Origin of the sequence: Mycobacterium sp. 23, assembly GCF_048287075.1 — a bacterium.
Taxonomy (GTDB): Bacteria; Actinomycetota; Actinomycetes; order Mycobacteriales; family Mycobacteriaceae; genus Mycobacterium; species Mycobacterium gordonae_B.
In genome coordinates this window covers 6186545-6203591 of the sequence record NZ_JBLVUX010000005.1, presented here as the reverse complement: position 1 = coordinate 6203591, position 17047 = coordinate 6186545, and the positions used below count along the sequence as shown (strand labels likewise).

16 protein-coding genes and 2 tRNA genes are annotated in these 17047 nt (G+C 66.2%); 6 read left to right on the top strand and 12 right to left on the bottom strand.

Annotation, left to right across the window (positions count from 1 at the left end; all coding sequences use genetic code 11):
* Positions 1–269 precede the first annotated feature (269 nt).
* From clpP2 to ACNQS7_RS29645, 4 genes are all read right to left on the bottom strand, one after another.
* Positions 270–914 carry an ATP-dependent CLP protease proteolytic subunit ClpP2 gene (clpP2, locus tag ACNQS7_RS29660; RefSeq protein WP_156452480.1) on the bottom strand — a complete coding sequence of 215 codons (645 nt, stop codon included), beginning with the start codon at positions 912–914 and terminating at the stop codon, positions 270–272.
* Positions 911–1501 (bottom strand): ATP-dependent Clp protease proteolytic subunit, encoded by a 591-nt coding sequence (locus tag ACNQS7_RS29655; protein WP_055577875.1) that lies wholly within the window; start codon positions 1499–1501, stop codon positions 911–913. Before ACNQS7_RS29655 ends, clpP2 begins: the two co-directional genes overlap by 4 nt.
* A gap of 106 nt (positions 1502–1607) precedes the next feature.
* Positions 1608–3095 carry a trigger factor gene (tig, locus tag ACNQS7_RS29650; RefSeq protein ID WP_418015348.1) on the bottom strand — a complete coding sequence of 496 codons (1488 nt, stop codon included), beginning with the start codon at positions 3093–3095 and terminating at the stop codon, positions 1608–1610.
* 51 nt (positions 3096–3146) lie between these two features.
* Positions 3147–3223 (bottom strand) — tRNA-Pro (locus tag ACNQS7_RS29645).
* A gap of 142 nt (positions 3224–3365) precedes the next feature.
* Here ACNQS7_RS29645 and ACNQS7_RS29640 point away from each other — a divergent pair.
* Positions 3366–3436: transfer RNA gene (locus ACNQS7_RS29640), tRNA-Gly, on the top strand.
* 34 nt (positions 3437–3470) lie between these two features.
* Positions 3471–4664, top strand: a complete 1194-nt coding sequence (locus tag ACNQS7_RS29635) for a serine hydrolase domain-containing protein (protein WP_055577874.1) — start codon at positions 3471–3473, stop codon at positions 4662–4664.
* 165 nt (positions 4665–4829) lie between these two features.
* Here the strand turns inward: ACNQS7_RS29635 and ACNQS7_RS29630 are convergent, their stop codons facing one another.
* Genes ACNQS7_RS29630 through ACNQS7_RS29620 form a run of 3 tightly spaced genes read right to left on the bottom strand, consistent with a single transcriptional unit; the run spans position 4830 to position 6768 of the window.
* A complete protein-coding gene (locus ACNQS7_RS29630; RefSeq protein WP_055577873.1) occupies positions 4830–5633 on the bottom strand; it encodes an Fpg/Nei family DNA glycosylase in 804 nt (267 codons plus the stop codon).
* 6 nt (positions 5634–5639) lie between these two features.
* Positions 5640–6119 (bottom strand): ribose-5-phosphate isomerase, encoded by a 480-nt coding sequence (locus ACNQS7_RS29625; RefSeq protein WP_055577938.1) that lies wholly within the window; start codon positions 6117–6119, stop codon positions 5640–5642.
* Positions 6120–6144: 25 nt separating this feature from the next.
* The gene (locus ACNQS7_RS29620; protein ID WP_310768478.1) at positions 6145–6768 is read right to left on the bottom strand and encodes an Rv2466c family mycothiol-dependent reductase; all 624 of its coding nucleotides are present in this window, start codon (positions 6766–6768) and stop codon (positions 6145–6147) included.
* A 120-nt stretch (positions 6769–6888) separates the two neighbouring features.
* Here ACNQS7_RS29620 and pepN point away from each other — a divergent pair, with 120 nt between their 5' ends.
* On the top strand, positions 6889–9471 hold the full coding sequence (pepN, locus tag ACNQS7_RS29615) for an aminopeptidase N (RefSeq protein ID WP_418016201.1): 2583 nt from the start codon (positions 6889–6891) through the stop codon (positions 9469–9471).
* A 1-nt stretch (position 9472) separates the two neighbouring features.
* On the opposite strand, the gene ACNQS7_RS29610 is transcribed toward pepN, so the two are convergent.
* The 4 genes from ACNQS7_RS29610 to ACNQS7_RS29595 all read right to left on the bottom strand — a co-directional run bounded on the left by ACNQS7_RS29610 (position 9473) and on the right by ACNQS7_RS29595 (position 11736).
* Positions 9473–10231, bottom strand: coding sequence for a hypothetical protein (locus ACNQS7_RS29610; RefSeq protein WP_418015347.1), 759 nt, complete (start codon positions 10229–10231; stop codon positions 9473–9475).
* 115 nt (positions 10232–10346) lie between these two features.
* Complete coding sequence (locus tag ACNQS7_RS29605) at positions 10347–10814, bottom strand: DUF5130 domain-containing protein (RefSeq protein WP_418015346.1); 468 nt, start codon at positions 10812–10814, stop codon at positions 10347–10349.
* On the bottom strand, positions 10801–11025 hold the full coding sequence (locus ACNQS7_RS29600) for a hypothetical protein (protein WP_055577870.1): 225 nt from the start codon (positions 11023–11025) through the stop codon (positions 10801–10803). The genes ACNQS7_RS29605 and ACNQS7_RS29600 overlap by 14 nt, the downstream gene beginning before the upstream one ends.
* Before the next feature lie 63 nt (positions 11026–11088).
* Positions 11089–11736 (bottom strand): HNH endonuclease, encoded by a 648-nt coding sequence (locus ACNQS7_RS29595; protein WP_055577869.1) that lies wholly within the window; start codon positions 11734–11736, stop codon positions 11089–11091.
* A 130-nt stretch (positions 11737–11866) separates the two neighbouring features.
* Here ACNQS7_RS29595 and ACNQS7_RS29590 point away from each other — a divergent pair, with 130 nt between their 5' ends.
* Both ACNQS7_RS29590 and ACNQS7_RS29585 read left to right on the top strand, forming a co-directional pair.
* Entirely contained in the window at positions 11867–12262 is a 396-nt protein-coding gene (locus ACNQS7_RS29590) for a globin (protein WP_418015345.1), read from the top strand.
* Positions 12262–13836 carry a glycoside hydrolase family 13 protein gene (locus ACNQS7_RS29585; RefSeq protein WP_418015344.1) on the top strand — a complete coding sequence of 525 codons (1575 nt, stop codon included), beginning with the start codon at positions 12262–12264 and terminating at the stop codon, positions 13834–13836. Before ACNQS7_RS29590 ends, ACNQS7_RS29585 begins: the two co-directional genes overlap by 1 nt.
* A gap of 40 nt (positions 13837–13876) precedes the next feature.
* Here the strand turns inward: ACNQS7_RS29585 and ACNQS7_RS29580 are convergent, their stop codons facing one another.
* Positions 13877–15643, bottom strand: coding sequence for a PE family protein (locus tag ACNQS7_RS29580; protein WP_418015343.1), 1767 nt, complete (start codon positions 15641–15643; stop codon positions 13877–13879).
* Between the two features lie 382 nt (positions 15644–16025).
* On the opposite strand from ACNQS7_RS29580, the gene ACNQS7_RS29575 reads away from it, so the two are divergent.
* Positions 16026–17042, top strand: coding sequence for a pyridine nucleotide-disulfide oxidoreductase (locus ACNQS7_RS29575; protein ID WP_418016200.1), 1017 nt, complete (start codon positions 16026–16028; stop codon positions 17040–17042).
* The last annotated feature ends 5 nt before the right edge of the window (positions 17043–17047 follow it).

The following is a 17047-nucleotide window of genomic DNA, read 5'->3' as shown; positions in this document are numbered from 1 at the left end:
GTCGCGACCGATAACGCCGAATAGCTTCCTTGGTATTTGCTGGTACTCACTCGGATGCGTACTTCTCGTGTGAATGCAACATATCCTCCGGCGGGGTCCGCCACTCGCCGAGACGCGCAATACGTGTCTCTGGCGTGTCGCGGTCGTGACCCCCCCGACGCGGTACCACGAAGCAACCCTACCGTGACCCAGTCCCGCGAGCAGACGCAAAATCGCCCCGGAAACTGCGTTCCGGGGCGATTTTGCGTCTGCTCGGCGGGTGAGGCCGGTCAGGCGTTCTGCGCGGAGAGCTTGCGGTACTCGAGGACGGTGTCGATGATCCCGTACTCCTTGGCGTCTTCGGCGGTGAGGATCTTGTCGCGGTCGGTGTCCTTGCGGACCGTCGCGGCGTCCTTGCCGGTGTGGCGGGCCAGGGTGGTCTCCATCAGCGTGCGCATGCGCTCGATCTCGGCGGCCTGGATCTCCAGGTCGGAGAACTGGCCCTGGATCACGCCCGACAGCGACGGCTGGTGGATCAGCACCCGCGCGTTCGGCAGTGCCATGCGCTTACCCGGGGTTCCGGCGGCCAGCAGCACCGCGGCCGCCGAGGCGGCCTGACCCAGGCACACCGTCTGAATGTCGGCACGCACGTACTGCATGGTGTCGTAGATGGCCATCAGCGAGGTGAAGCCACCGCCCGGCGAGTTGATGTACATGGTGATGTCGCGGTCGGGATCCAGCGACTCCAGCACGAGCAGCTGGGCCATGATGTCGTTCGCCGATGCGTCGTCGACCTGTACACCGAGGAAGATGATGCGCTCCTCGAACAGCTTGTTGTACGGGTTGGACTCCTTGACTCCGAAGCTGGAGTGTTCGATGAACGACGGCAGGATGTAGCGCGCCTGCGGCTGGATCTGCGGGTTCAGAGGGTTCACTGGGCTTCTCCGTTACTGATGTGGGCGGCGCGAGTGATGATGTGGTCGACGAAGCCGTACTCCAGGGCCTCGGGGGCGGTGAACCAGCGGTCGCGGTCGGAGTCGGCCTCGATGCGCTCGATCGACTGGCCGGTGAACTCGGCGTTGAGCCGGAACATCTCCTTCTTGATGACGGCGAACTGCTCGGCCTGGATGGCGATGTCCGCCGCGCTCCCCGTCACACCACCCAGGGGCTGGTGCATCAGGATGCGGGCGTGCGGCAATGCGTAGCGCTTGCCCTTGGTGCCCGCTGCCAACAGGAATTCCCCCATCGAGGCGGCCATGCCCATCGCGTAGGTGGCGATGTCACACGGGGCGAGAACCATCGTGTCGTAGATCGCCATGCCGGCGCTGATCGATCCGCCCGGAGAGTTGATGTAGAGGTTGATGTCCTTATCGCCGTCCTCGGCGGCGAGCAGCAGAATCTGCGCGCACAACCGGTTGGCGACCTCGTCGTTCACCTCCGACCCCAGGAAGATGATGCGCTCGGAGAGCAAGCGCTCGTAGACGGAGTCCGTGAGGTTCAGACCCACCGAGTTCCCTCGCATGTCAGTCACGCTGAGTTACCTGCTTTCTCGTATTGCTTGTTGCACCGACACTAACCAACCGGACACGTCCTTTGACCCCCTGAAACGGGCGCGTTCGCTCACAGCGTCATGCGGTGGGTTCGTCGGCCGTGTCGGCCTTCTCAGATTCGGTGTCCGAAACGCTGGACGATCCGGCGTCCGCTTCGACCTCGGCTTCGGCCTCGTCGGCTTCGTCATGGTCGTGATCGTGGTCGTGATCGTGGTCGTGGTCGTGGTCGTGGTCGTGGTCCGCGTGCCGCTTGCCGAAGAACTCGCTGGTGTCGATCGCGTTGCCCTCGGTGTCGGTGACCGTGGCCTTGTCGATCACCGCCGCCACGGCCAGACCGCGCCGCACATCGGCGAACATCGCGGCAAGCTGGTTGTTCTCCTGCAAGTAGGCGAACAGCTGCTGCGGCTCGATGCCGTACTGCCGCGACGTCAGCACCAGTCGCTCGGTGAGGTCTTCCTGGCCGACCTGGACGTCCAGCTCGTCGGCGATGGCGTCGAGCAGCAGCTGGCGCTTGACGTTGTTCTCGGCGGCCGTGCGGGCTTCGGCGTCGAACTCGGCGCGCGAGGACCCCTGCTGTTCGAGCACCTCATTGAACTTGGCCTGGTCCTGGTTCAGACCGCTCATCGCGGCCTGCAGGGTCTCGTCGATCTGTGAGCGCACGATCGCGTCGGGCACCGGGACGTCGACCTGCTCGAGCAGGGCGTCCAGGGCGGCGTTGCGGATCTGGTCGGCCTGCTGAGCGCGCTTGGCTTTGCGCACCTGTTCGCCGAGGCTCTCCCGCAACTCGTCGATTGTGTCGAACTCGCTGGCGAGCTGCGCGAACTCGTCGTCCGGCTCGGGCAGTTCCCGTTCCTTGATCGACTTGACCGTGACGGTGACCTCGGCCTCCTGGCCGGCGTGTTCGCCGGTGGCCAGCTTGGCGGTGAAGACCCTGGACTCGTCCACGGCCAGCCCGACAAGCGCGTCGTCGAGACCCGCGATCAGACGGCCGGAGCCGACCTCGTGGGACAGCCCCTCGGCAGCGGCGTTGGGTACGTCCTCGCCGTCGACGGTCGCGGACAGGTCGATCGAGACGAAGTCACCGGTCTCCACCGGCCGGTCCACCCCGGTCAGGGTGCCGAACCGGGCGCGCAACGACTGGAGTTCGGCGTCGACTTCGTCGTCGCTCACCTCGACGGGCTCCACCGAGACGCTCAGCGCGTCCAGGTCGGGAATCTCCAGCTTGGGGCGGACGTCGACCTCGGCGAAGAACTGCAGCTCCTCGCCGTATTCCTTGTGGGTCACCTGAATGTTGGGCCGGCCGATCGGTTGCACGTCGGACTCGGTGAGGGCCTGCCCGTAGCGGCTGGGCACGGCGTCCTCGATGACCTGGTCCAGCAGGGCCTCACGGCCGAACCGCGCCTCGAGCAGCCGGGCCGGCGCCTTGCCGGGCCGGAAGCCGGGCAGCCGAACCTGCTTGGCCAGCTCCTTGTAGGCCCGCTGGAAATCCGGTTCAAGCTCGGGGAACGGCACCTCCACGTTGATGCGAACCCTGGTCGGGCTCAACTGCGTCACGGTGCTCTTCACGGCGTGCTCCTCGGTGTGTCGTTATTGCGTGCGGCGGTGCGCCAGGTGGTCTGGTCGGGGTGACAGGATTTGAACCTGCGGCCTTCCGCTCCCAAAGCGGATGCGCTACCAAGCTGCGCTACACCCCGCGCTGACCACGCGATCCTACGGCCCGGCAACGCCGGGCCCGCAGAGACCTCCGGGGACCTGACAGCTCACGGAGCGGTCACATGACTGCGTCGATTAGATTTGATCTCCGCCACCACGTACAGTCTCGGTCGACTAATACTTGCGGGCGTAGCTCAATGGTAGAGCCCTAGTCTTCCAAACTAGCTACGCGGGTTCGATTCCCGTCGCCCGCTCTGAGCTAATGATTTTGTTCGACAGAAAGGCGCCATGAGCGACCTTAAAAGCGCGATCATTCATGGCTCATGCGCGTCGGACTTCGTCGGGGTACGCGACGCGTTCGAGCGCAACTTCACGCTGCGCCAGGAGGCAGGCGCGGCGGTCGCCGTCTGGGTCGACGGAAATCTCGTCGTCAATCTCTGGGGTGGACACGCCGACGCCGCCGGCAGACGCCCCTGGCGGGAAGACACGCTGACCACCGTGCTCTCCGGCACCAAGGGTCTGACGTCCACGTGCGTGCACCAGCTCGCCGACCGCGGTGAGCTCGACCTCGACGCTCCGATCTCGCGGTACTGGCCCGAGTTCGGGCAGGCCGGCAAGGAAGACATCACGCTCGCCATGGTGATGAGCCACCGGTCCGGAGTGATCGGCCCGCGCACCCGGGTGACCACCGAGCAACTCTGCGACTGGGACTATGTCTGCGGGCAACTGGCCATCGCCGAACCCTGGTGGAAGCCGGGCACCGCGCAGGGCTACCACATGACCACCTTCGGGTTCATCCTCGGCGAGGTGTTCCGGCGCGTCACCGGCCGGACCATCGGACAGTATCTGCGGACCGAGATCGCGGGCCCGATCGGCGCCGAGATCCACATCGGTCTGACACAGGCCGAGCAACTGCGCTGCGCCGAGCGGGTGAACAAACCGACCGGCCGCCAGCTGTTGGCCGAACTGCGCGCCCCCAGCGATCCGACCAGCCTGGACGACCACCCCAAGGCCGGGATGTCTATTTCGATGGGGTTCCTGGCCGACGACGACCTGGACACCGAGAACCTGCACCTGTGGCGCCAGCTGGAATTCCCCGGCACCAACGCCCAGGTGTCCGCGCTCGGAATGGCGACGTTCTACAACGCGCTGGCTCAGGAGAAATTGCTCAGCCGCGAGCACATGGATCGAGTGCGCGTGTGCCAGGGCGGTTTCGAGCCCGATCTGGTGCTCGGGCCGCGCGTGGCCGACCACGGCTGGGGGCTGGGCTACATGCTCAATCAGCGCTGCATCAACGGACCCAACCCGCATATGTTCGGCCACGGCGGACTGGGCGGCTCCTTTGCCTTCGTCGACCTGGAGCACCGGATCGGCTACGGCTACGTGTCCAACCGCTTCGACGCCAGCAAGGCCAACGCCGACCCGCGCAGTGTCGCCCTGAGCAATGAGGTGTACCGCGCGCTCGGGGTCAAGGTCGACTGACCGACACCGAAAGCACACCCTGCCGAAGCGGCAGGGTGTGCTTGTTTTCGGCTTATCGCGGCCCGCCGGGGCCGCCCGGCTGAAGATCTGCGCCGCGCCGCCCAGCGGGAACCTCCCGACGCCACCGCGGCGTGTCGCGTCGTGCGATTCACGGTCGGCGTGGTGTCACGTCTGGCAGGTCGGGCACCAGAACACGTTGCGGCCCTCGAGCACGGCCGTACGTACCGTGTCACCGCAGACCCGGCACGGATCGCCGGCCCGCCGGTACACGTAGGTGCGTGGTCGCCCGGGCGCGTACGACGGTGCGCCGTGGTCGTGTTCGGGACGGACGACGACGATCTTGCCGCGCCGCAGCCCGACCTTCATCAGCGCCACCAGGTCGGTCCAGGCGGCGTCGAACTCCGCTTCGGAGATCTTCTGCCCGGGCCGGTACGGGTCGATGCGATGACGGAACAGCAACTCGCTGCGATACACGTTGCCCACTCCGGCCATCACCGTCTGATCCATCAGAAGTGCACCAATCGGCCTGCGCGACTTGCTGATTCGAGCCCACGGCCACGCCGGGTCGGCGTCGGCGCGCAACGGGTCCGGCCCCAGCCGGGCGATCACGTCGTCAACCTGTGCGGCGTCGAGCACCTCGCACACCGTCGCGCCACGGAGGTCGGTGCCGTACCCGGCGCCGACCATGCGCATCCGAACCTGCCCGACCGGCTCCGGGTCCGGCTCGCCGCCGAGTCGTTCCCATTCGGTGAACTTGCCGTAGAGCCCGAGGTGCACGTGCACCACCGGCCCATGGGCGTAGTGGTGGAAGAGGTGCTTACCCCAGGCGGTGGCGCGGCGCAGCACCGCGCCGTCCACGGCGGCGGCATCGGTGAATCGGCCCTGCGGGCTGGACACCGCCACCGGGCCACCGGCGTAACGCTTCTGGTGTAGCCGGGCCAGCCGGTGCAGCGTGTGGCCTTCGGGCACGGGCTCTCAGTTCTGGGCGCCGGGCACCGGAGGGGCCTGGTGGGTGCGTTCGTACTCGGCAAGTATGTCGATACGACGTTGGTGCCGTTCGGCTTTCGACCACGGCGTGGCCAGGAAGGCGTCGACGATGGCCAGTGCCTCGTCGAGGGTGTGCATGCGGCCGCCGATACCGATCAGCTGGGCGTTGTTGTGTTCGCGGGCCAGGGACGCGGTCTGCACGCTCCAGGCCAGAGCGCACCGCGCGCCGGGGACCTTGTTGGCCGCGATCTGTTCGCCGTTGCCCGAGCCGCCGAGCACGATGCCGAGGCTGTCCGGGTCGGCGACGGTGCGCTCGGCCGCGGCGATGCAGAACGCCGGGTAGTCGTCCTCGGCGTCATAAGCGAAGGCGCCGCAGTCGATCGGCTCATGCCCGGTGTTCTTCAGATGCTCGATGATCTGTTGCTTGAGCTCGAAGCCGGCGTGATCGGCACCCAGGTAGACGCGCATGGGAGGACATTGTGCACGAACGCGGCTAGTCGAACTGCGGAGGCTCCGTGCGGGTCCGCTTGAGCTCGAAGAAATGCGGGTAGGACGCGAACGTCACCGAGGCGTCCCACAACTTGCCGGCTTCCTCACCGCGCGGAATCTTCGAGATCACCGGCCCGAAGAACGCCACGCCGTTGACGTGGATGGTCGGCGTGCCGACGTCGTCGCCGACCGCGTCCATGCCGGCGTGATGGCTCTTGCGCAGCGCCTCGTCGTATTCCGTGCTGGTGGCGGCCTCGGCGAGCTCGGCAGGCAGGCCAGCGTCAGCCAGCGCCAACTTCACGACCTCGTCGAGATCCTTGTTGCCCTCGTTGTGAATCCGGGTGCCCATCGCGGTGTACAGCGGGTCGAGGACCTTGGCGCCGTGGGCCTGCTCGGCGGCGATCGCCACCCGCACCGGCCCCCACGCCCTGGCCATCATCTCCTTGTACTGCTCGGGCAGTCCTTCGCGGTTCTCGTTGAGCACCGCCAGGCTCATCACGTGGAAGTTCACCTCGATGTCGCGGACCTTCTCGACTTCGAGAATCCAGCGCGAGGTGATCCAGCACCACGGACACAGCGGGTCGAACCAGAAGTCGGCTCTGTTCTTGGCGGTGGCGTTCTCCGGCATTTCTGCGGTCCTCTCCTAGGCGGTGGGACGGGACGGTCCGCTCACACACAACCGTAGCCCCGCCGTGACTGTTCCCGCCGCGCCGAGCGTCGGGAAGAACCGGCCGATATGTTGGAGCACGTGGCCCTACCCAACCTCACCCGGGACCAGGCGGCCGAACGCGCCGCTCTGGTCACCGTGCACAGTTACCAGATCACCCTCGACGTCACCGACGGGTCGGGCGCGCCGAGCGAGCGCACCTTCCGCTCCACCACCACCGTGGTGTTCGACGCGCTCGCCGGTGCCGACACGGTCATCGACATCGCCGCGGACACCGTTCACAGCGCCAGCCTCAACGGTCAGGATCTCGACGTCTCCGGCTATGACGAGTCCACCGGTATCGCCTTGCAGGGGCTGGCCGACCGCAATGTCGTCGTCGTCGACGCGGACTGCCGTTACTCCAACACCGGCGAAGGGTTGCACCGCTTCGTCGACCCCGTCGACGACGAGACGTACCTGTACTCCCAGTTTGAAACCGCCGACGCCAAGCGGATGTTCGCGTGCTTCGACCAACCCGACCTCAAGGCCACCTTCGACCTCACCGTGACCGCGCCCGCGCACTGGAAGGTGGTGTCCAACGGGGCCCCGGTCAGCGTCGAGAACGGGATCCACACCTTCGCCACCACGCCGCGGATGAGCACCTATCTGGTGGCGCTGATCGCCGGCCCGTACGCCGTCTGGAACGACACCTACACCGACGAGCACGGCGAGATCCCGCTGGGCATCTACTGCCGCGCCTCGCTGGCACCGCACATGGACGCCGAGCGGCTATTCACCGAAACCAAGCAGGGATTCGGCTTCTACCACAACAACTTCGGCTTGCCCTACGCGTTCGGCAAGTACGACCAGCTGTTCGTCCCCGAGTTCAACGCGGGCGCAATGGAGAACGCCGGCGCGGTGACCTTCCTCGAGGACTACGTCTTCCGCAGCAAGGTCACCCGCGCCTCGTATGAGCGGCGCGCCGAGACGGTGCTGCACGAGATGGCACATATGTGGTTCGGCGACCTGGTCACCATGACGTGGTGGGATGACTTGTGGCTCAACGAATCTTTCGCCACGTTCGCCTCTGTGCTGTGCCAGGCCGAGTCGACCGAATACACCGATGCGTGGACGACGTTCGCGACCGTGGAGAAGTCGTGGGCGTACCGGCAGGACCAGATGCCATCGACCCACCCGATCGCCGCGGACATCCCCGACCTGCACGCGGTCGAGGTGAACTTCGACGGAATCACCTATGCCAAGGGCGCTTCGGTGCTCAAGCAACTGGTCGCCTATGTCGGTCTGGATCACTTCCTGGCCGGACTGCGGGATTACTTCCGCGCCCACGCATTCGGAAACGCCACGTTCAGCGATCTCGTCGCTGCTCTGGAGAAGTCATCCGGACGCGACCTGTCCGACTGGGGCCAGCAGTGGTTGAGGACCACCGGCTTGAACACGTTGCGGCCCGATTTCGACGTCGACGACGGTGGCAAGTTCACCAGGTTCGCGGTAGCGCAGAGCGGTGCGGCGCCGGGTAAGGGCGAGACCAGGGTGCACCGGGTCGCCGTCGGAATCTACGACGACGACGAGACCGGAAAATTGGTGCGGGTGCACCGCGAGGAGATCGACGTCGAGGGTGCGGCGACGGATGTTCCCGCGCTGGTTGGTGTTTCGCGCGGCAAGCTGATTCTGGTCAACGACGACGACCTGACCTACTGCTCGCTGCGGCTGGACCCGGATTCGTTGCGGACCGCGCTGGACCGCATTGCCGACATCGCCGAGCCGCTGCCCCGCTCGCTGGCGTGGTCGGCGGCCTGGGAGATGACGCGGGAGGCCGAGCTGCGTGCCCGCGATTTCGTGTCGCTGGTATCCGGCGGCATCCAGGCCGAAACCGCGGTCACGGTGCTGCAACGGCTGCTGCTGCAGGCGCAGACGGCGGTGGGGTCCTACGCCGAACCGGGTTGGGCGCGCGAGCACGGCTGGCCGCAGTTCGCCGACCGGCTGCTGGAATTGGCACGCGGCGCCGAGCCCGGGTCCGACCATCAGCTGGCTTTCGTCAACGCGTTGTGCACGTCGGTGTTGTCGGAGCGCCACGTCGAGGTATTGGCGGCCCTGCTCGACGGCGACCCCGCGGAGCAGGGCCTGCCGGGCCTGGACGTCGACACCGACCTGCGCTGGCGGCTGGTGGTCGCATTGGCGACCGCCGGCGCCATCGACGCCGACGGTTCGGAGACGCCCCGCATCGACGCCGAGGCACAGCAGGACCGGACGGCCGCCGGCAGACGGCAGGCCGCTCAGGCGTCGGCGGCGCGCCCGCAACCGGAGGTCAAGGAGAAGGCTTTCACCACGGTGGTCGAGGACGACACCCTGGCGAATGCCATGGGACGCGCCATCATCGCGGGTATCGGCGCGCCGGGACAGGGTGAGTTGCTCAAGCCGTTCACCGCGCGCTACTTCGAGGCGATCCCGGGTGTCTGGGAGCGACGGTCCAGCGAAGTCGCGCAGTCGGTGGTGATCGGCCTGTACCCCTACTGGGACATCAGCGAAGAGGCGATCGAGGCCGCCGACTCGTTCCTGGCCGACCCCGACGTGCCGCCGTCATTGCGCCGACTGGTATCGGAAGGGCAGGCCGCGGTGAAGCGGTCGCTGCGCGCCCGCAAGTTCGACGCCGGCGAGGCCGGCTAGGTCACAGGTAACCACCGTCGCGCAGGCCGGCTGCCAACTCGAGCCGGTTGGTCTTGCGGAAGATCAACTCGCGCAACAGCTCCCAGCTGTAAGCCCGGAGCATGCCGGTATAGCCCAACGCGGCCCACTGCGCGCTGTGCATCTCCTCGTGGTGCAGCAGCCGGTCCAGATCGAGCCTTCCGCGCGACTCGATGATCTCGCGAAGCCGCCGGGCCGGATCGTCGACGCGGGGGGTGTTGACCATGAATATGTCGCCCCACGTGGTGCCACCCCGCTGGCTGAACATCCGCTGAATCACGTTGCCGCCCAATCCGATCAGGATGCCGTGCGGCGTCGCGGCCAACCGGCCGCCGTTGCGGTGGACGAACCGGACGTCGCGGTCATAGCTCCAATGGTTGGCACGCTGGCGGTCCATGATCCGCATCACCTCGGCGGCGGAGTACGGCGTTTCGGCGAAGTCGCCGCCCGCGTAGTCGGTGCCCGCATTGACGACGTAGGCCAACAGCACCGCCATCCGCGCGTCAGCCCCGCCGGCCGATGGCGGGAGCAGGAAGTACGACTTGCCGTGCCGGTCGGTGATTTCCTCGTATTCCTGCAGCAGATGCAGGGACCCCGCCAGGCCCGTCCTGGCGACGTCGACCACGACGGCCGGCGCGACGGACCGGCGGGCGGCGTTGTCGAGCCACCTGTTCAGATGTCCCGCCGGAGGCGGGCCGGTCAGCAGGTCGGCCCGCCGCAGCGCGCGCTCGTACGGATTCACTCAGCGCGCAACCCGCAGGCCGCGCCGAGCGTGATCTCAGGTAGACAATCCGGCTGCAATCGCGCCGTGGCTTCACGCTCGGCGTGGACGGCGTCGGCGCACCGACCGCCTGCCACTAGGCCGGCGAGATCCCCGCGCTGAGCACCCGGATCGCACTGACCAGGCCGTCGATCAGGTTGCCCTGCTCGAACGCCGAGGAAGCGGCGGCGACACCCAGCGGTGCCGCCGATTCGGCGCCACGACCCCGCACCTCGGAGCCGTACACCACCTCGATGGCGCTCTGATCGGGTGACACGGCAAGCAACACGGCGTTGTTGGGCGTCGGTACCTTTGCCAGGATTTCGCGGGCCCGCGCCGCGGTGTCGCCACCGAGGTCGCCCAGGTAGACGGCGAACCGCGCCTTGGACGCCCGGGAGGCGTACTTCAGCGCGTCGTCAACGGCCACCAGGTCCTTGATCGGGAACGGGTAATGCGACGAGAGTTCACCTGGCTCAGTGACCCCGGACACCCGTCCGCTGGTGGTGAGAACCCAGCCCCGGGGCAGGTCCGCCGGGTCGACTGTCGCGACTTCACCATGTGCCACTTGCGCCACCTCCAACCGTGAACTCCGATCCGTGCCCGCCGTGGTGTCCGCCGACCGCTTCATCGGTGGCGGCCCACAGGATGGGGTCGTGGGTCCACTTCTGGGACAGGTCGTAGGTCGCGGGGTGCGGGCTCTTGCGGGTCAGGAAGATCAGCCCGAGGACGACGGCCAGCCCCACCGGGATGCCGATAAAGATGAGGTGAATCTCCATTGCGCTCACGACGCAAACCGTATCCCACGAGGGGTTCGACCGGCGAGGTTAGACCCCACTAATTCAGGCCGCGCCTTCGCCGAGGTACCGCGCCCACGACGGGTCGAGCTCCTTGACCGTGGACAGCAGCCGCCAGTGCTGTCCGGTCGGGGGCAGCGGGGCGCGGCGCAGCGACCAGCCCAGCTCGGTCAGCAGCTTGTCGCCCTTGCGGTGGTTGCACGTCGAGCAGCACGCGACGCAGTTCTCCCAGGAGTGGTCGCCGCCGCGGCTGCGTGGGACCACGTGGTCGACGGTGTCGGCCTTGGCTCCGCAGTAGGCGCAGCAGAAGCGGTCCCGGTGCATGAGCGCGGCCCGCGTCATCGGGACCCGCGCCCGGTAGGGCACCCGGACATAGGTGCGCAGCTGGATCACCGAGGGCACCGCGATCGAGCGGGTCGCGGAGTGGATGACGGCCGCGCTCGGATCGTCGTGCACCACGTCGGCCTTGCCGCAGATCACCATCACGATGGCGCGCCGCATCGGCAGCGCGGTGAGCGGTTCGTAGGTGGAGTTCAGCAGCAGCACCCGCCGGCGACTCCAGATTGATGCGGTCTCCGAGCGGGTAGGAGGGTGGGTGTCAATGCTGTGCAGGCACGAAGCGGTCGCAGGGCCGGGTCCGTTTGCCGCGGCACCGGAACTGCGGTGGCTGCGGCGTTTGTTGCGCTGCGCCATAAATCCTCCGCCGACAGTCCACCACGATTTGCTGCCGATCGCACGCCAATTGCGTCAGCCGCGCCGTGTCAATCCGGTGAACACCAGGAGTGATCGCGGCCCGGACAACCGTGGACCACAATGGAGCGCGATGGACCAGACACCTGAATCTTTCTACGACGCCGTCGGCGGCGCCAAGACCTTCGAGGCGATCGTGGCGCGGTTCTACGAGCAGGTCGCCGAGGACGAGATACTGCGGCCGCTGTATCCCGAGGAGGACCTCAGCGGCGCCGAGGAGCGGCTGCGCATGTTCCTCGAGCAGTACTGGGGCGGCCCGCGAACCTACTCGGATCAGCGCGGCCATCCCAGGCTGCGGATGCGGCACGTGCCGTTCCGGATCTCCCCCATCGAGCGCGACGCCTGGCTGCGGTGCATGCACACCGCGGTCGCGTCGGTCGACGCACAGACCCTCGACGAAGACCATCGTCGGCAGTTGCTTCAGTACCTGGAAATGGCCGCCCACTCCCTGGTCAACTCGGCGTTCTGATGGCCGACCAGAAAGACCTTTGGTGGCAGTCCGCGATCTTCTACCAGGTGTATCCGCGTTCGTTCGCCGACAGCGACGGCGACGGCGTCGGAGACCTCGACGGCCTGGCCGACCGGCTGGACCATCTGATGGAACTCGGCGTCGACGGGATCTGGCTCAACCCGGTCACCGTCTCGCCGATGGCTGACCACGGTTATGACGTCGCCGACCCGCGAGACATCGACCCGCTGTTCGGCGGGACCGCCGCTTTCGAGCGGCTGATCACCGCGGCGCACGCGCGCAGCATCAAGGTCACCATGGATGTGGTGCCCAACCACTCCAGCTCTCAGCACCCGTGGTTTCAGGACGCGCTGGCCGCCGGGCCGGGCAGCGCGGAACGCGATCGCTACTACTTCCGCGACGGGCGCGGGCCCGGCGGCACGCTGCCGCCCAACAACTGGGAGTCGGTGTTCGGCGGTCCGGCGTGGACCCGGGTGAGGGAGCCGGACGGCTCGCCCGGCCAGTGGTACCTGCACCTGTTCGACACCGAGCAGCCCGACCTCAACTGGGACAACCCGGAGATCTTCGACGACTTCGAGAAGACACTGCGGTTCTGGCTGGAACGTGGCGTGGACGGGTTCCGCATCGACGTCGCGCACGGCATGGCCAAGCCGCCGGGCCTGCCCGACGCGCCCGAAGCGCACGTCGAGATCTTGCGCCACACCGACGACGACCCGCGGTTCAACCGGCCGCACGTGCACGCGATCCACCGCGACATCCGGGCGGTCATGGACGACTACCCCGCCGCCGTCACCGTCGGTGAGGTGTGGGTGCACGACAACGCTCAGTGGGCCGAGTACGTGCGCCCCGACGAACTGCACCTGGGCTTTAACTTCCGGCTCACCCGCACCGAGTTCGACGCCGCCGAGATCCGCGCGGCCGTGCAGAATTCGCTGGAGGCGGCGGCACTGGAGAAAGCCACCCCGACCTGGACGCTGGCCAACCACGATGTGGGGCGTGAGGTCACCCGGTACGGCGGCGGCGAGGTCGGGTTGAGCCGGGCGAAGGCCATGCTGATGCTGATGCTTGCCCTGCCCGGCGCGGTGTTCCTCTACAACGGCGAGGAGTTGGGCCTGCCCGACGTGGACCTGCCCGACGAGGTGTTGCAGGACCCGACGTGGGAACGCTCGGGCCACACCGAGCGCGGGCGCGACCGGTGCCGGGTCCCGCTGCCGTGGTCGGGTGACACTCCCCCGTTCGGCTTCTCCAGCAACGCCGACACCTGGTTGCCGATGCCGGCGGATTGGGCGCCGCTGACGGTGGAGAAGCAGCGCGCAGATCCCGGTTCGACGTTGTCGTTCTTTCGGTCGGCACTCGAATTGCGCAGGGCTCGTGCAGAATTCGGCGGTACCGGGATCGAATGGGTGCCCCTGGCCGACCACGCAGTCGCCTTTCGCCGCCCGGGTGGACTGGTGTGCGTCTTGAATGCCGGCAAGGAGCCGATCACCCTGCCGCCGGCGGGTGAGCTCATTCTGTCGAGTGGGCCGATAGAGGCTGGGCGGTTGTCAGCGAACTCGGCAGTCTGGCTGGTCTGAGCCGGCCGTACGGCGATACGCCGAGGCTCGCGCCGCAGAGTCACGGCAGAGGGTGCGGTGTTCCAAATAGAATGGTGTCCAATGCATACGCAATAACTATGGCTTGGAAGCCTCCTGCGAGTGTGACGAGTCCTACGTTGGCAGCGATCGGGTATCCGATCGCTTCGATCAGCCCCTCTATTACTTCACCATCGACAACCCGCATCATTCCATTCAGGAACAGGTTCAAATCATAACTGGGCAGAGTGAAAGCGATTTCACTGGCGATATCTGCCGTCGGGAGCAAAGTCGCGTACGCGGTCGAATACGCTTTGACAAATCCAGCGCTTATCGAAGTGTTCGCCGCCTGGAGCGCCAGGATCGCGTCTTTAGCCGCCGATACCGGTGACACGGAGGTCAGCGCTCCCGGATTACTCAACCATGGCATGTTCGATTGAAGGTTGTTCGTGATGTCCGACGGCGCAATATGCGGCAGCGGTGGCGGCCCCTGGGACTGAAGCTCGTTGACAGCATTGATAATGCCCTGCTGGGTGCCGACGGTCAGGTGGTCCAACACGGTGAGCGGGCTCACCGGCGGGAACAGCCCGAACGGCGTCGGTACGTTAGCCGGGCCGGTGTCATATCCATACGATGGGTCGCCATAGCCGAGGTTTACCAGAACCCGAAGGTTGGGCTCTAGCAGTTCGGCAAGCGGGTTACCCACGTAGGGAATGAACCGCAGGGGTTCCAGCAGGGGCAGGCGTTCCGTCGGGATCATGTAGTAGGTGCTTTGGGTGGGACCTTCGGTCGGCAGTTGAATTGCCGTGTCGATCTGAGCCTGGGTCAGGTGCTGATAGTCGCCGTGCACGAATACGATTCCCATGACAGCGTTGAGATCGGCAAGAAAATTGATCGGATACCGTGGGAAGTCGGCGAAACCGTCATATTCGAGCGTGTAGTTCACGGTCGGGAAAGCGTTGTCCGGCGTGGCGCCGTAAAACGTGAAACCCAGGCTGGGCAAAGTAAGCCCGGCGAAGCGCGCCGAGACACCGCCGTTGGGATTCATCGGATTGCCCAACAATACGAAATTGACTTGCGCATTGCTGACGCCTTCGGCCAGCAGGCGTGGCATGACGACCGAGGAGAGTACGGCGCTTTGCGAGTACCCCAACACCGCGATCGAGCTGCCAGGGGGGAGGGCCGCAAGCTGCTGCACAATTGCATTTGTCAGTATCGTCGACCCTCGGGCGATCGATATGTCCAAGGTCAGATCCTTGATACCGGTGAACGGATACAGGCCGTTCGGCGTCGATACACCCTGCGGCGCAGTCGCCGACGGGAAATGCGGCACAACGTATTTGGTGTAGACATCCTGTATGTACTCGGCCGACGGTGTCGGGACACCGCTTTCGCTCAGAATCAACGCAGCGTCCACGGGCACCGGCGGCGGCACGGCCAGTAGTGCTTGCGTGGCCGCCGTGGCGTGCCCAGGAAGACCTGCAAGCAGTATCTGCGCTGGTTCGGTCAGCGTTGCCAACGACGCCGACGCCACCGCCTCGGCCTGGGCGTAAGAGTCGGAGGCCGCTTTCAGCGCCTCCGCGAAAGCGTCATGGAATGCCGCCGCTTGCTGACTCAGTGCCCGATATCCGCCGGCGTATGTGCTGAAAAACTCGGCTATTGCCGCTGAGACCTCATCTGCGGCCGCCGCCGCCACACCGGCCGCCGGGCCCAGCGCAGCCCGTTCGGCTTGCTTGAGCGACGCGCTGATCTCGGCCATGTCTCCGGCCGCCGCGGTCATCATGTGAGGCACCGCCAGCATGCTCGTCATCGCGGTTCCTTTCCCGATCGATCGTTCGTAGCCTCAGCAGCCGTGCTGCACTGGACGGGTAGCCCATGTCCCGCCGCTGCACATCCTTGGAGAATGCACGACCGAACCCAAACATTCGAGCAGAATTCCCCGGAGCAATACGGAATTGTCTCTGCCGACACAGATGTATCAAGCATGTTCCGAAATGCGCTCAAATGCAGGGCGATAGGGCGGAAGAAGCATGCTGGTCTCGGACCTGAAAGCGGCCACCCGCTGCGACGAAGGCTCCTGCCGAGCAGGTCCCGCTGACGTGCTTATTTCGCTGCCGAACTGCTCTGACGGTTTGGTCCCTCGTCACCGCCTCGGATATACGTATTGAATGACACCGCCCTACGAATGGACAGTGATCGGAGCGGGACCCGCAGGCATCGCCGCCGTCGGGCGACTGCTCGACCACGGAGTCCAAGAGGACAAGATCGCGTGGATCGATCCGGCCTTCGCCACGGGAGACCTGGGCCGCAAGTGGCGGGCGGTGTCGAGCAACACCATCGTCGGGACCTTCCTGGAATATCTGAACGGCTCCAAAGCATTTCGATTTTCCGAGGCGCCGCCGTTGCCGCTGAAGGAAGTGGATCCCGACGAGACGTGCGCCCTGGGCCTGGTCGCCGACCCGCTGCAATGGGTCACCGGACACCTGCGAGACCGCGTCCACATCTTCCAGACCACGGCGACCACGCTGACATTGGCGAACCGGCGATGGCGGATCGAGACCGAACTCGGCGAGGTCGAGTCTCAGAACGTCGTCCTTGCGGTCGGCGCGATTCCGAAGAGCCTGTCGTATCCGCACCTCGAGGAGATACCGGTCGATGTGGCCCTGGACCCGGAGAAGCTCGCCGAACAGAAGTTGGACGGGGCGACCGTCGCGGTCTTCGGTTCGTCGCACTCGACGATGATCGCCCTGCCGCACCTGTTGCGGTTACCGGTCGCGAAGGTGATCAATTTCTACCGCAGCCCCTTGAAATACGCTGTCTACCTGAATGATTGGATTCTCTTCGACGACACCGGCCTCAAGGGCCGGGCAGCCGATTGGGCCCGGGAGAACATCGACGGTGTGTATCCCGACCGGCTGGAGCGGTACTGGGTCGCGGGACCGGAATTCGAAGAGAAGCTACAGGAGTGCGACCGGGCTATCTACACCGTGGGCTTCGCGCCGCGGACGCTGCCCGCGACGCCGCAGTGGGGGCCGCTGCACTACAACCCGCAGAACGGAATCATCGCCCCCGGGCTGTTCGGGCTGGGCATCGCTTTCCCGGAGTACGCCGAAGACCCGTACGGCTACGGGCAGCACCGCGTGGGACTGAAGAAGTTCATGGATTACCTGAACTCCGTGCTGCCGTTGTGGATGGTCTACGGCACGTAAAACTC